Source organism: Amycolatopsis sp. QT-25, assembly GCF_029369745.1.
Lineage (GTDB): Bacteria > Actinomycetota > Actinomycetes > Mycobacteriales > Pseudonocardiaceae > Amycolatopsis.
Genome location: NZ_CP120210.1, coordinates 7,084,246 through 7,097,389 on the forward strand (window position 1 = coordinate 7,084,246; position 13,144 = coordinate 7,097,389).

General features: G+C 69.1%; 15 protein-coding genes. 8 read left to right on the forward strand and 7 right to left on the reverse strand.

Annotated elements, in window-relative coordinates; all coding sequences use genetic code 11:
• The first annotated feature begins 53 nt into the window (after positions 1 to 53).
• The gene (locus P3102_RS33190) at positions 54 to 665 is read left to right on the forward strand and encodes a TetR family transcriptional regulator (protein ID WP_276364611.1); all 612 of its coding nucleotides are present in this window, start codon (positions 54 to 56) and stop codon (positions 663 to 665) included.
• A complete protein-coding gene (locus tag P3102_RS33195; protein WP_276364612.1) occupies positions 662 to 1,630 on the forward strand; it encodes a R2-like ligand-binding oxidase in 969 nt (322 codons plus the stop codon). Before P3102_RS33190 ends, P3102_RS33195 begins: the two co-directional genes overlap by 4 nt.
• Positions 1,631 to 1,663: 33 nt before the next feature.
• Here P3102_RS33195 and P3102_RS33200 read toward each other — a convergent pair whose 3' ends face one another.
• Entirely contained in the window at positions 1,664 to 3,331 is a 1,668-nt protein-coding gene (locus P3102_RS33200) for an AMP-binding protein (protein WP_276364613.1), read from the reverse strand.
• A 133-nt stretch (positions 3,332 to 3,464) separates the two neighbouring features.
• Between P3102_RS33200 and P3102_RS33205 the strand changes: the two genes are divergently transcribed.
• Both P3102_RS33205 and P3102_RS33210 read left to right on the forward strand, forming a co-directional pair.
• A complete protein-coding gene (locus P3102_RS33205) occupies positions 3,465 to 4,226 on the forward strand; it encodes a PhzF family phenazine biosynthesis protein (protein WP_276364614.1) in 762 nt (253 codons plus the stop codon).
• A complete protein-coding gene (locus P3102_RS33210; protein ID WP_276364615.1) occupies positions 4,226 to 4,600 on the forward strand; it encodes a YccF domain-containing protein in 375 nt (124 codons plus the stop codon). The genes P3102_RS33205 and P3102_RS33210 overlap by 1 nt, the downstream gene beginning before the upstream one ends.
• Positions 4,601 to 4,622: 22 nt before the next feature.
• Here the strand turns inward: P3102_RS33210 and P3102_RS33215 are convergent, their stop codons facing one another.
• The 6 genes from P3102_RS33215 to P3102_RS33240 form a co-directional block, all read right to left on the reverse strand.
• Entirely contained in the window at positions 4,623 to 5,438 is an 816-nt protein-coding gene (locus P3102_RS33215; protein ID WP_276364616.1) for a metallophosphoesterase, read from the reverse strand.
• A gap of 37 nt (positions 5,439 to 5,475) precedes the next feature.
• Positions 5,476 to 6,270 (reverse strand): HAD-IIA family hydrolase, encoded by a 795-nt coding sequence (locus P3102_RS33220; protein ID WP_276364617.1) that lies wholly within the window; start codon positions 6,268 to 6,270, stop codon positions 5,476 to 5,478.
• Between the two features lie 10 nt (positions 6,271 to 6,280).
• The gene (locus P3102_RS33225) at positions 6,281 to 7,348 is read right to left on the reverse strand and encodes an ABC transporter ATP-binding protein (protein ID WP_276364618.1); all 1,068 of its coding nucleotides are present in this window, start codon (positions 7,346 to 7,348) and stop codon (positions 6,281 to 6,283) included.
• A complete protein-coding gene (locus tag P3102_RS33230; protein ID WP_276364619.1) occupies positions 7,345 to 8,112 on the reverse strand; it encodes an ABC transporter permease in 768 nt (255 codons plus the stop codon). Before P3102_RS33230 ends, P3102_RS33225 begins: the two co-directional genes overlap by 4 nt.
• 85 nt (positions 8,113 to 8,197) lie before the next feature.
• Positions 8,198 to 8,959 (reverse strand): molybdate ABC transporter substrate-binding protein, encoded by a 762-nt coding sequence (modA, locus tag P3102_RS33235; protein WP_276364620.1) that lies wholly within the window; start codon positions 8,957 to 8,959, stop codon positions 8,198 to 8,200.
• Complete coding sequence (locus P3102_RS33240; protein WP_276364621.1) at positions 8,956 to 9,360, reverse strand: helix-turn-helix transcriptional regulator; 405 nt, start codon at positions 9,358 to 9,360, stop codon at positions 8,956 to 8,958. The genes modA and P3102_RS33240 overlap by 4 nt, the downstream gene beginning before the upstream one ends.
• Positions 9,361 to 9,665: 305 nt before the next feature.
• Here P3102_RS33240 and moaA point away from each other — a divergent pair, with 305 nt between their 5' ends.
• From moaA to P3102_RS33260, 4 genes are all read left to right on the forward strand, one after another.
• Positions 9,666 to 10,673, forward strand: a complete 1,008-nt coding sequence (moaA, locus tag P3102_RS33245; RefSeq protein ID WP_276364622.1) for a GTP 3',8-cyclase MoaA — start codon at positions 9,666 to 9,668, stop codon at positions 10,671 to 10,673.
• A 1-nt stretch (position 10,674) separates the two neighbouring features.
• Complete coding sequence (locus tag P3102_RS33250; RefSeq protein ID WP_276364623.1) at positions 10,675 to 10,929, forward strand: MoaD/ThiS family protein; 255 nt, start codon at positions 10,675 to 10,677, stop codon at positions 10,927 to 10,929.
• Positions 10,930 to 11,054: 125 nt separating this feature from the next.
• Positions 11,055 to 11,945: a phosphatidylinositol-specific phospholipase C/glycerophosphodiester phosphodiesterase family protein gene (locus P3102_RS33255; protein ID WP_276364624.1), complete on the forward strand. Its 891-nt coding sequence runs from the start codon at positions 11,055 to 11,057 to the stop codon at positions 11,943 to 11,945.
• A gap of 456 nt (positions 11,946 to 12,401) precedes the next feature.
• Complete coding sequence (locus tag P3102_RS33260; RefSeq protein WP_276364625.1) at positions 12,402 to 13,058, forward strand: transglycosylase family protein; 657 nt, start codon at positions 12,402 to 12,404, stop codon at positions 13,056 to 13,058.
• The last annotated feature ends 86 nt before the right edge of the window (positions 13,059 to 13,144 follow it).

The following is a 13,144-nucleotide window of genomic DNA, read 5'->3' on the forward strand; positions in this document are numbered from 1 at the left end:
TGGATGCTCGTCAACTTCTTTGACGTCGATGTGATCTGTGTCAAGCTGACACCGTGGGCGAGATCACGAGCTTCTCCGATCGGACCAAGGCTTCCCTGCGGGAGGCGTTGCTCGACGCGGCCACCGAGCTGCTCACCGAACACGGCTTCACGGCCCTGCGGATGGCGGACGTCGCCGCACGCGCCGGGGTGAGCAGGCAGACCGTGTACAACGAGTTCGGCACCAAGCCCGCGCTCGCGCGGGCCGTGGTCTTGCGGACCACGGCGGAATTCCTGGAGGGCATCCGGCAGCGCGTCCAGCACGCGCGGGACCTGCGCGACGGGATCCGCGAAGCGGTCGTTTACACGATCGAGCACGCCCGCGAGAACCGGCTCGTCGCCACCACGCTGGGCACCGAAGCAGGCGAAGACCTCCTTCCCCTGCTCACCACCAAGGGCGAACCGATCCTGACCGCGGCCACCGAGGTCACGGCCGGGCAGTACCGCGAGTTCGAGCCGTCGCTCTCGCCGGAGTCCGCCGCGCTGCTGGCGGAGACCGTGGTGCGGCTTTCCCTGTCCCATCTCGTCATGCCGACGCATTCGGCCGACGGGGCGGCGGCTTCAGTCGTCGCCGTGCTGGCGCCCGCGATACGGGCGCTGACCACCGATTCGAAGGGGACGTCATGACCGACACTCTTTCCGAGCTGCGGACCGGTTTTTCCGCACTGCGCAAGGGCGGGCTGAACTGGGACTCGTTCCCGCTGCGGCTGTTCGTCAAGGGCAACGCCAAGTTCTGGAACCCCGCCGACATCGACTTCTCCCGTGAACGCGAGGGCTGGGACACCCTCGACGCGGAGCAGGGGCGGTCGGCGACCTATCTGGTGGCGCAGTTCATCGCGGGGGAAGAGGCCGTCACCGAAGACATCCAGCCGTTCATGCGGGCGATGTCCGCGACGGGCCGCTTCGGTGACGAGATGTACCTGACCCAGTTCTGTTTCGAGGAGGCCAAGCACACCGAGGTGTTCCGCCGCTGGATGGACGCCGTCGGGCTCACCGAGGACCTGCACTCGTACGTCGCCGAAAATCCCCACTATCGCAAGCTTTTCTACGAGGAGTTGCCGCGGTCGCTGCGGGCGCTCGAGGACGATCCCAGTCCGCTCAACCAGATCCGCGCGAGTGTCACCTACAACCACGTCATCGAAGGCAGTCTCGCGCTGACCGGGTACTACTCGTGGCAGCTGATCTGCGCCCAGTACGACATCCTGCCGGGGATGCAGGAACTGGTACGCCGCATCGGCGACGACGAACGCCGCCACATGGCCTGGGGCACCTTCACCTGCCGCCGTCACGTCGCCGCGGACGACTCGCTGTGGGACGCGGTGCAGCAGCGGATGGGCGAGCTGCTTCCCCACGCGCTGGGCATGATCCAGTGGGTGCAGGACCAGTTCGAGGAGATCCCGTTCGACAACGATCCGGAGGAGATCCTCCAGTACGCGGCGGACCGGGCGCAGCGGCGCCTCGGCGCGATCGAGTCCGCGCGCGGGATGCCGGTGGAGCGGATCGACCTCGACTATTCGCCGGAGAACCTCGAAGAGGCCTTCGGCGAAGAAGACGCGAAGGCGATCGCCGCGGCTGCCGCCACCACGGCCTAGCGCGTCGACCCTGTGACAGGGTGCCCCGAAGTGTCAGAGGCGTTCGGTGGCGGTCGACTTGGCCGGCCCGAGGATGCTGATCGACTCCGCGCGCATCTCGACCTTGCGCACCTTTCCGGTGACCGTCATGGGGAATTCCTCGACGACATGGACGTACCGCGGGATCTTGTGGCGCGCCAGCTTTCCCTCGCAGAATTCCCGCACCGCTTCGGCCGTCAGCGGTTCCGCGCCCTCGCGCATGCGGACCCACGCCATCAGTTCCTCGCCGTACTTCTCGTCCGGGACGCCGATGACCTGCGCGTCGAGGATGTCCGGGTGGGTGTAGAGGAATTCCTCGATCTCGCGTGGGTACAGGTTCTCGCCGCCGCGGATGACCATGTCCTTGATGCGGCCGGTGATGGTGACGTAGCCGTCGGCGTCCATGATCGCGAGGTCGCCGGTGTGCATCCACCGCGCCGCGTCGATCACCTCGGCCGTCTTGTCGGCCTGCTCCCAATAACCGAGCATCACCGAGTACCCGCGGGTGCAGAGCTCACCCGGTTCGCCACGCGGCACGGTCAGCCGGGTCTCCGGATCGACGACCTTGACCTCCAGATGCGGTCCCACCCGCCCGACCGTCGACACCCGCCGCTCCACCGAATCGTCCGCGCGCGTCTGCGTGGACACCGGCGACGTCTCGGTCATGCCGTAGCAGATCGACACCTCCGCCATGCCCATCCGGCCGATGACCTGCTTCATCACCTCGACCGGGCAGGGCGAGCCCGCCATGATCCCGGTGCGCAGCGAGGACAGGTCGTGGGAAGCGAAATCCGGGTCGGCCAGTTCGGCGATGAACATCGTCGGCACCCCGTACAGGGACGTGCATTTCTCGGCCGCGACGGCTTCGAGGGTGGCCTTCGGCTCGAACGCGGGCGCCGGGATGACCATGCACGCGCCGTGGGACGTCGCCGCGAGATTGCCCATCACCATGCCGAAACAGTGGTAGAAGGGCACGGGGATGCAGATCTTGTCGGCTTCGGTGTAGCCGCAGAGTTCCCCGACGAAGTAGCCGTTGTTGAGGATGTTGTGATGGCTCAGCGTGGCGCCCTTGGGGAAACCCGTGGTGCCGGAGGTGTACTGGATGTTGATCGGGTCGTCCGGAGACAGCGCCGCCTGCCTCTCGGCCAGCGCCGCGCGGTCGGCTTTGCCGCCGGCCTCCAGCAGCGACACCCACGCGGGGCCGTCGAGCAGCACGACGTGTTCCAGCGCCGGGCATTTCGGCCCCGCTTCGGCGATCATGCCCGCGTAGTCCGAGGTCTTGAACGCGTTCGCGGCCACGATGAGCTTGATCCCGGCCTGGTTCAGCACGTACTCGAGTTCGTGCGAGCGGTACGCCGGGTTGATGGTGACCAGGATCGCGCCGATCTTCGCGGTGGCGTACTGGACGCAGGTCCACTCCCACCGGTTCGGCGACCAGACGCCGACGCGGTCGCCCTTGGCGATCCCGAGGTCCAGCAGACCCAGCGCGAGCGCGTTCACCTCGGCGGCGAGTTCGTCGTAGGTCCAGCGTTTCCCCGCGGCGCGATCGACGAGCGCCTCCCGGTCGCCGAAGGCGGCGACGGTGCGATCGAAGTCGTCCCCGATGGTGTCCCCCAGCAGCGGGGTGTCCGAGATTCCCGACGCGTAACTCGATGAAGCCTGCACTGCGGGGACGTCGGGCATGGCGACTCCTGCGTTCGGCGGCAGCGACGCGTCGAGTCTAGGAACCCGGCGTGACCACGGCCACCCGCGAAGGGAGACCACCTCGGGGAAAACCCGGAGGCCGGGTATGGCCGTGGCCGATATCGTCGGGAGCATGCGCCTCTACATCGTCGATGCCTTCACCTCCGAAGCCTTCGCCGGTAACTCCGCCGGAGTCGTGCTGCTGGACTCACCGGGTGACGCGGGCTGGATGCAGTCGGTCGCCGCCGAACTGAAGCACGCCGAGACGGCTTTCGTCGAGGTCGGCGGCGAAGGCCCGAAGTCGCTTCGCTGGTTCACGCCGGAGACCGAAGTCGACCTGTGCGGGCACGCGACGCTGGCGACCACGCACGTCCTCGGCGGCGAGCAGGCCTTCATGACGAGAAGCGGTGAATTGCGCTGCCGCGCCGAAGACGGCTGGGTGTCGATGGACTTCCCGTCGGATCCGCCCCGTGAATCGGACGACGACCTGTCGTCGATCCTGCCGGGCGTGGAGTTCGAGTACGTCGGGCGCAGCAAGGCCAACCTGTTCGCGGTGGTGAACGACGCGTCCGTGGTGCGCTCGCTCGCACCGGACCTGGCCGCGCTGCGCGCGCACTGGAACGGGCGGCTGATGGTCACCGCCCCCGGCGACGTCGACGGGATCGACTGCGTCACCCGGTTCTTCGCGCCGGGCGTCGGCGTCGACGAAGATCCGGTCACCGGCTCCGCGCACTGCGTCCTCGCGCCGTACTGGGCCGCTCGCCTCGGCCGGGACGAGCTCGTCGGCGAACAGGCGTCGGCCCGCGGCGGCATCGTCCGGATGAGTCTCGAAGGCGACCGCGTCCTGCTGTCGGGACAGGCGGTCACCGTGGCCAGCGGGGAGTTGCACGTCTGATGCGCTTGCTCCTGAACGTCATCTGGCTCGTGCTGTGCGGTCTGTGGATGGCGCTCGGCTACGTCGTCGCCGGCGTCATCTGCTGCATCCTGATCGTCACCATCCCGTTCGGGCTGGCTTCGTTCCGGATCGCGGCCTACGCGCTCTGGCCGTTCGGCCGCACGGTGGTGGACCGGCGCGACGCCGGGGCCGCGTCCACGATCGGCAACGTCATCTGGTTCCTCTTCGCCGGGCTTTGGCTCGCCATCGGGCACGTGCTGACCGGGGTGGCGCTCTGCGTCACGATCATCGGGATCCCACTGGGCGTGGCGAACTTCAAGATGATCCCGGTCTCGCTGATGCCGCTGGGCAAGGAGATCGTGGAGTTGCCGTGAGGCGCCCCGGCCGCCAGGAGACTCAGTCTTCGGGCTCCCACGGCAGCGAGACGATGAGGCAGGGACCGCCGACGAACAACCCGCCGTCGATCCCCAGCGCCTTCCCGCCCGCGTAGAGGTACGGCCCCTCGATCTGTGCGGGGTGGATGCCGAGCTGGTCGGCGATGACGCTGTGCCCGTGCACGATCCGCTCGCCACCGAGCCGGTCCATGAGTTGTTGCGCGACGTCGGCGCCTTCGGGGCCGCGGAAGGCGTAGCGCGTGGTCATCCGCCGCCACACGTCCCACCAGGCCTGGATGTCGCTGCCTTCGAGGATCTCGCGGCCACGGGCGTTGATCCCGTCGATGTCCTCGCCCCAGCCGAGGTACTCGAGGGTGTCCGAATGCATCAGCAGGTGGTTCGCGGCCAGCGTGAGCATCGGGCGTGAAGTCAGCCATTCGATGTGCTGCGGCGTGAGCCGGTCCTGGTCTTCGAGCAGTCCGCCGTTGATCTCCCAGCTGCGGGCGAAGCTGCGGGGCCCGAAGTCGGACGGCACCTCCGTGTCGCCGAAGTGGTACATCCCGAGCAGCAGGATCTCGTGGTTGCCCAGCAGGGTCCCGCAGCGCCCGCCCGCCGCGGCGGCCTGCCTTTCCAGCCGCATCACCAGGTCGATCACGCCGACGCCGTCGGGCCCCCGGTCGACGAAGTCGCCGAGGAACCACAGGGTCGCTTCGCCACCGGCCCAGTCGTCGTCGGAGTCGAGCAGCCCCTTCTTCCGGAGCGTCTCGGCCAGCTCGTCCCGGTGTCCGTGCACGTCCCCGACCACATAGGTCGGGGACGTGGGCTGATCGTCGTGCATCTTCTGACGATAGGCCCTTCGCATACGGATGTGCCGCTCAGCCTTCACCGAACGGGTCGCCGGTGCGCCCGACCAGATCGGCGATCGAGTCGATGATCTTGGTCGGCCGGTACGGGTAGTGCTCGGCGCTTTCCCGCGAAGAGATGCCGGTCAGCACCAGGATCGTCTGCAAGCCGGCTTCGATTCCGGAGTGGACGTCGGTGTCCATCCGGTCGCCGATCATCAGCGTCGACTCCGAATGCGCGCCGAGCCGCCGCAGCGCCGAACGCATCATCAGCGGGTTCGGCTTGCCGACGTAGTACGGCGAGCGGCCGGTGGCCTTTTCGATCAGCGCGGCGACCGAGCCGGTGGCGGGCATCGAGCCCTCCATGCTCGGGCCGGTGGCGTCGGGGTTGGTGGCGATGAACTTCGCGCCGCCCTCGATCAGCCTGATCGCACGGGTTATCGCGCTGAAGCTGTACGTGCGCGTCTCACCGAGGACGACGTAGTCCGGGTCGCGTTCGGTCAGCACGTAGCCGACCTCGTGCAGCGCCGTGGTGAGCCCGGCTTCGCCGATCACGAACGCCGAGCCGTTCGGCCGCTGCGACGCGAGGAACTTCGCGGTCGCCAGCGCGGAGGTCCAGATGGCCTCCTCGGGAATGTCGAGACCGGTCCGCTCGAGCCTCGCCCGCAGGTCGCGGGGGGTGTAGATCGAGTTGTTGGTCAGCACCAGGAAGCCGATGTCGTTGGCCCGCAGCTCCTTGAGGAACTCGTCCGCGCCGGGTACGAGGTGCTCCTCCTTGACCAGCACGCCATCCATGTCGCTGAGGTAGGTCCACCGGCGCTCGTTCATGGGTCCCACCCTAATGATCGGAGACGGCGTGAACAGCCACGGACGCCGCCTTGACCGAAAGAGCGACCGGTGTCCCGGGTTCGAGCGCCAGTTCGGCGACCGCGGCCGGGGTCAGGTCGGCGGTGAGACCCACCGCCCAGTCGTCACCGCGGGTCCGGACGCGGATCACCGGTCCGTGTGGTTCGAGCGCGTCGACGAACCCCTCGACGGTGTTGCGCGGGCTGCCCCGGTGCGCGCCGTCCCGCAGGTACACCGCGACGGCGCTGGGGGCGAAGACGGCGACCGCGGCCTCGTCGACGACGACGTCCTCCGCCGGGATCCCGGCCAGCGACAACCCGCCCGACGTGCGCAAACCGCCCTCGACGGCGATACCCGGCACCAGGTTGAGCCCGGCGATCCGCGCGGTGAACGCCGTGCGCGGCGCGGACAGCACCTTGCGGGTCTCGCCGCGTTCGACGATCCGGCCGTCACCGAGGACCGCCACGTGCTCGGCCAGCGCCAGCGCGTCGAGCGGGTCGTGGGTGACCAGCACGGTCGGCGGCCCGGAACGCAGCACCCGCCGAAGCAGGCCGCGGATGGCGGGTGCCGCGTCGACGTCCAGCGCGGCGAAGGGCTCGTCGAGCAGCAGAAGTCCCGGCTCCGCCGCCAGTGCCCGCGCGATGGCGACCCGCTGCGCCTGCCCGCCGGACAGGTGCGCGGGCCGCCGTCCGGCCAGTTCGAGCGCGTCCACTTCGGTCAGCCACTTCCGCGCGAGCCGCTTCGCCTCGGCGCGTCCGGCGCCGGTCGAGCGTGGCGCGAAGGCGACGTTGTCCAAAGCGGACAGATGCGGGAAGAGCAGGGCGTCCTGGGAGAGCAGGCCGATCCCGCGCGCGTGCGGCGGCAGGCCCGCCAGACCCCGGCCGCCGAGGGTGATCCGCGCCCGGTCGGGCCGGAGCAGACCGGCGAGGCAACCGAGCACACTGGACTTCCCCGACCCGTTCGGGCCGAGCAGCGCGAGTACGCCGCCGTCCGGGACTTCGAAGGCGACGTCCAAGGTGAACTCGCCACGCCGGAGGGTGATCTCCGCCGAAAGGGTCACGACCGGACCCCTTCGAGCGCGCGCGGCCGGGCGAGCGCGATCACCGCGACGGCGACCAGGATGAGCAGCAACGCGAGCGCCACCGCGCTGTCGACGTCGACCTCGGCCTGCGTGTAGACCTCCAGCGGCAGGGTCCGGGTCACCCCTTCCAGGCTGCCGGCGAAGGTGATCGTCGCGCCGAACTCGCCCAGCGCCCGCGCGAAGCTCAGCACGATGCCCGAACCGAGCGCGGGCAGCAGCAGTGGCAGGGTGACCCGGCGGAACACCGTCCACGGCTTGGCGCCCAGCGTCGAGGCGATCCTTTCGTACCGGTCACCGGCACCGCGGAGGGCTCCTTCGAGGCTGACCACGAGGAACGGCATCGCGACGAACGTCTGCGCGATGATCACCGCGGCCGTGGTGAACGGCACCTGCTCACCGGTCAGCGTGGTCACCAAGATACCCAGGAAACCCTTGCGGCCCAGCAAGTACAGCAGTGCCAGTCCGCCGACCACCGGCGGCAGGACCAGCGGCAGCAGCACCACCGCGCGCAGCAAACGGACGCCGCGCGCCCGCGAGCGCGCGAGCACCACGGCGAGCGGGACGCCGAGCAGTACACAGGCCACAGTGGACAGTCCGGCGGTGAGCAACGAGAGCTTGAGCGCGTTCAGCGAGGACGTCGAGGTGATGAGGCCCGGGAAGCGGGTCAGATCCGAGCGCACCAGCAGCCCGACGACCGGCAGCACCACCAGCGCCAGCGCGCACACCGCCGGTGGCCACAGCACCCACGGCACCGCTCCCCCCGCGAGTCGGTGCCGTCTCGCGGTACTCGCGCGCACATCCCTCGCAAGCAGGTGACTGGTTGCGGGGTCAGGGCGGGCCAAAACCGACCTTCGCGAGCTCTTTCCTGCCTTCCTCGCCGAGGACGAAGTCTCTGAACAGTCCGGCGAGCTGAGCCTGCGCAGCGCCCTTCACCACCGCGATCGGATAGTCGTTGATCGCACCCGCGGCCTCGGGGAAGTCCACTTTGTCCACCTTCGCGGTCGCCGAGGTGGCGTCGGTGACGTAGACGAGCCCGGCGTCGGCGTCGCCCGACCGCACCTTCGCGAGCACCGACTTGACGTCCTGCTCCTCGCTCGACGGCTCGAGCGTGACCCCGGACGTCTGCTGCACCTTCTTCGCCGCCGACCCACAGGGCACCTGCGGCGCGCAGACGACCACGGTCAGTCCGTCCCGCGCGAGATCCGCCAGGCCCTCGACGCCCTGGGGGTTGCCCTTGCCGACCGCGATGGCGAGCCGGTTGGTGGCGAACACCGACGGCTGACCGTCGAGCACGTCGCCCTTGGCGGCCTTGTCCATATTGTCCTGGTCCGCGGCCGCGAAGACGTCCGCTTTCGCGCCCTGGGTCAGCTTCCGGGCCAACGCCGACGAGCCTTCGAAGCTGAATTTCACCGACACCCCGGAGTTCTGTGCCTCGAACCGCTTGCCCAGCGCCCCGAACGACTCGGTCAGCGACGCCGCCGCGAACACGGTCAACGTCCTCGACTCGACGGTCGCGGTGGCGGACCCGTCCGAACCGCAGGCCGTCGCGGTCAGCGTCAGGGCCAGCAGGACGGGAGCGAGCTTCCTCATCGGGTTCCGTCCGGGGTTTCGATCACGACGGTGGTCGCCTTGACGACGGCGACCGCGAGCACCCCCGGCCGCAGTCCGAGTTCGCGGACGGCCTCGGCGCTCATCAGCGAGACCACGCGATGCGGGCCGCACTGCAGCTCGACCTGTGCCATCACCTTGTCCGTGAGCACCTCGGTGACGAGCCCGACGAACCGGTTCCGCGCGGAGCGGCCGACGCTCGACGGGTCCTCGGGCTGCCCGGCCTGCGCCTTGGCGAACGCGGCGAGTTCGGCGCCGTCGACGACCTTGCGGCCCGCCGGGTCGTCGAACGCGGTCAACTGGCCCGCGCGCACCCAGCGACGGACGGTGTCGTCGCTGACACCGAGCAGGCGAGCGGCCTCGGACAACCGGAATTGCGGCATGTCCGGCAGATTACTTCCGCACTTGCGGAAAAGCTATGGCGCAGTGGCATCGCCGGGGAGCTTCGCGCGGAGTCTTCGACGTGCCGTCTTCCCCTGCCGAGCTGGGCGAACCGGGCCGGTTCCCCCGCCGAGAACGGGTATTTCGCCATCCGGAAACCTTTTCGGAACGAAACCAGGCCACCCGGCGATTCGGTACGAATGCATTCCGGACAGTCGGTTTCTCCCACTTCAGGGTTAGTCTGGTGGTAATGACAGCAGTCGATCTCGGGTTTCCCCGTGTCCCCGGTACACGCGGTGGCCCAACCGTGCCCAGGCCGGACGATCCCGCGCTGATCGACACCTTCGGCCGGGTGGCGACCGATCTGCGGGTGTCGCTCACCGACAAGTGCAATCTGCGCTGCACCTACTGCATGCCCGCCGAGGGGCTGGAATGGATGCCGAGCGCGGACGTGCTGACCGACGACGAACTCGTGCTCCTGCTGCGGATCGCCGTCGAGCGGCTCGGCGTCACCGACATCCGGCTCACCGGCGGCGAACCGCTGTTGCGCCAGGGGCTGGAGAAGATCGTCGAGCGCGTCGCGGCACTCGAACCGCGGCCGCGGCTTTCCATGACCACCAACGGGATCGGGCTCGCGAAGCGCGCGAAGTCGCTCGCCGATGCCGGCTTGGACCGGATCAACGTCTCGCTGGACACCGTCGACCGCGCGCTGTTCGAGACGATCACTCGCCGCGACAGGCTTTCCCACGTGCTCGCCGGCATGGCCGCCGCGAGGGAGGCAGGCCTGGACCCGGTGAAGGTCAACGCGGTGCTCATGCGCGGGCTGAACGAAGACCAGGCCGTGCCGCTGCTGAAGTTCTGCCTCGCCGAGGGCTATCACCTGCGGTTCATCGAGCAGATGCCGCTGGACGCGCAGCACGGCTGGAACCGGGCCGACATGATCACCGCCGAGGAGATCCTCGGCATGCTCGGCGCGGAGTTCTCGCTGTCGCCGTTCCCCGCCGCGCGGGGCGGGGCGCCCGCCGAACGCTGGCTGGTCGACGGCGGGCCGGGCGACGTCGGCGTGATCGCGTCGGTGACCCGGCCCTTCTGCGGCGCCTGCGAGCGCACCCGGCTGACCGCGGACGGCGCGGTGCGCTCGTGCCTGTTCAGCAACGACGAGACCGACCTGCGCGCCCTCGTGCGCGCGGGCGCGCGCGAAGAAGAGGTGGCGGACGCCTGGCGGGCGACCATGTGGGGCAAACTCGCCGGGCACGAGATCAACGAGGCCGGGTTCGCGCAGCCGATCCGGCCGATGAGCGCGATCGGCGGCTGACATGGTGACCATCGTGGTGCGGTACTTCGCCTCGGCTCGCGCCGCCACCGGCCTCGACGAGGAGAAGGTGACACTGCCGGACGGCGCCCGCGTCGCCGACGCCGTCGCCCACTTGCGTGAACTTCATCCGGAGAAGCTGGCGAAGCTGCTCGACGCGGTCTCGTACCTGCTGGACGGTGTCGCCGTGCGGGATCCCACGCGGCCGCTGACCGAGGGCGCCGAACTGGACGTCCTGCCGCCGTTCGCGGGCGGCTGACCTGCGCGAACGCGGGAAAGTGAGAGCAAAGGTCCCTTGCTCCCCCGCGAGCCGTTCCGGGGCCTTTGACCTGCGGTCCGCCCGGAATTCACCGGCCGGTCGCCGGGGCGGCCGAGGATGCGCCAGTGATCACTCCCCGCCGTGTCCTCGCCGCGCTGCTCGCCGCGGTCGCCGCCACGAGCCTCGCGACCGCCCCCGCCTCCGCCCACGAGCGCGGCGTCCGGCCGCTGCCGCGGGCGCACAGCCACAACGACTACGAGCACCCGCGTCCGCTGCACGACGCGCTCGATCAGGGTTTCACCAGCGTCGAAGCGGACATCCACCTGGTGGACGGGCAGTTGCTGGTCGCGCACGACCTCGCCGACACGCGCCCGGACCGCACCCTCGAGTCGCTCTACCTGGAGCCGCTGCGCAAGCGTGTCCTGGCCAACCACGGCGTCGGCGTCTACCGGCAGCGGACATCCTTCGACGCACGCTTTCCCGCCGGGAAGGCATCGACGGAGTTCCAGCTGCTGATCGACGTCAAAGGGGACGCGAACAGCACCTACGCGGCGCTGGAGAAGCGGCTGTACGACCCGCGCTACTCCTTCCTCTTCTCTCTGTATGCGTTCGGGCACGTACAGAAGCGAGCCGTCACCGCGGTGATCTCGGGCGGGCGGCCGAAGGACGTGCTGCTCGGGCAGAAGTTCCGGCTGGCCTTCTACGACGGCCGCGTCAAGGACCAGAACGACCTCGGCATCGGCTCGGACCACCGGCTGACCCCGTTGGTCTCGGACTCCTGGAGCGGATTGTTCACCTGGACCGGCGAGGGCCCTTTCCCGGCCGGGGAGCGGGCGAAACTACACGAAATCGTCAAAAGCGCCCACGCCGCGGGCCAGCGAGTGCGCTTCTGGGCGACGCCGGATGCCGACGGCCCGGCGCGTGACGCGCTTTGGAAAGAACTGGTCGCCGCCGGGGTCGACCACCTGAATACGGATGATCTGCCTGGGCTGGCGAACTTCTTGAGGGCTCGCTAAAGTGCCCGGCTTCCTGGCGCGCGAAGGCGCACGAATGGTCCAGTCAACGCTTAATCCACGTGATGCAAGCCTCACGATCCGTGAATTATCTCGGCCAGGAAACGGTCCGGTAACGGCCCTCTGACCTGCAGAAACACCGGGATCGCCCGGGGTTGCGTGCCGTTACTGTGATGCAGGTCACAGCTCGAATAATTTCCGCTCCGGCCGTTCGTTACGTACCGTCGCTTTTCGGTTGGCCCCGACCGACCACGCAACACCGGGAACCCGTAGCGCCGAGCCTTGTCCAACGGATTCCCGGACCCAACCCCGAGCGAAAGCATTTCCGGACAAGGACGAGGGGACAGAGCCGACGCGTCGTGCGTCCGGCGAAGTCAGCCGGCCTGAGACGGCCGGCCAGGACCCACGGGTCTTTCCCTCAGCACAGACTCGTAGGCGCAGGGAGCGAGATTCATTCACATGTCGTACCGAGGCAAGCACCGCAAGATGTCCGCCGCCACCCGCCACATCGCTCGCGTCGCCATTGCGGGCGTCGCGGTCGGCGCCCCCCTCGCCATCGCCGCGACCCCCGCGTCGGCGACCAACTGGGACGCCATCGCGCAGTGCGAGAGCAGCGGCAACTGGAACACCAACACCGGCAACGGCTACTACGGTGGTCTGCAGTTCTCGCAGAGCACCTGGCGCGCCTACGGCGGCACCGGCAGCGCGCACAACGCGTCGCGTGAGCAGCAGATCGCCGTCGCCGAGCGGGTCCTCCAGGGCCAGGGCATCGGCGCGTGGCCGCACTGTGGCAAGAAGGGCGGCTCCGCCAGCCCCGCCAAGGCCAAGTCGTCGTCCGCCCCGAAGGCCGCCAAGAAGGTGACCCCGAAGAAGTCGACCGCTCCGGTCACCAAGCAGCAGGCTTCGGCTCCCGCCCCGGCCCCGGCCCCGGCCGCCGCCAATGTCGCGAACTCGAACCCGGCGGGTGACTACACCGTCGTGGCCGGCGACACGCTGTCCAAGATCGCCTCCAAGTTCAACGTCCAGGGCGGCTTCCAGAAGTTGCAGAAGCTGAACAAGGACTACGTGCCGAACGCCGACTTCATCGTCGTCGGACAGAAGCTCGCCACCAAGTGAGCTCTTGAGCACCGCTGAGTCGTGATGCCCGCGGGATTCCCCGCGCGGCCACGTCACGACTGACAAGGCCCCACCGCGCATTCCCC